The organism is Ochrobactrum sp. SFR4 (assembly GCF_019730395.1).
GTDB lineage: Bacteria > Pseudomonadota > Alphaproteobacteria > Rhizobiales > Rhizobiaceae > Pseudochrobactrum.
This window is the reverse complement of the sequence record NZ_JAAPBB010000974.1, coordinates 1-258: the sequence shown is the minus strand read 5'-3', so window position 1 is coordinate 258 and position 258 is coordinate 1. Positions and strand designations below refer to the sequence as shown.

1 protein-coding gene is annotated in these 258 nt (G+C 51.6%); it reads left to right on the top strand.

The window, feature by feature from the left end:
- Nucleotides 1-258 (top strand): 4-hydroxythreonine-4-phosphate dehydrogenase PdxA (locus HBA93_RS21990; protein WP_221724665.1); only part of this gene is annotated, 258 nt, incomplete at both ends.

Below are 258 nucleotides of genomic sequence, written 5' to 3'. Positions count from 1 at the left end.
TGCCCGCAGATACGATGTTTCACAAACAGGCACTGACCACCTATGATACAGCCATTTGCATGTATCATGATCAGGCGCTTATTCCGGCTAAAGCGCTGGCTTTTGACGAGACTGTCAATGTTACGCTCGGTCTGCCATTCATTCGTACCTCACCTGATCACGGCACAGCTTTCGATATTGCAGGGCGTGGCATTGCCAGACCCGACAGTCTGATCGCCGCACTCAAACTGGCAGCAGAACTGGCCGCCAATAATCAAA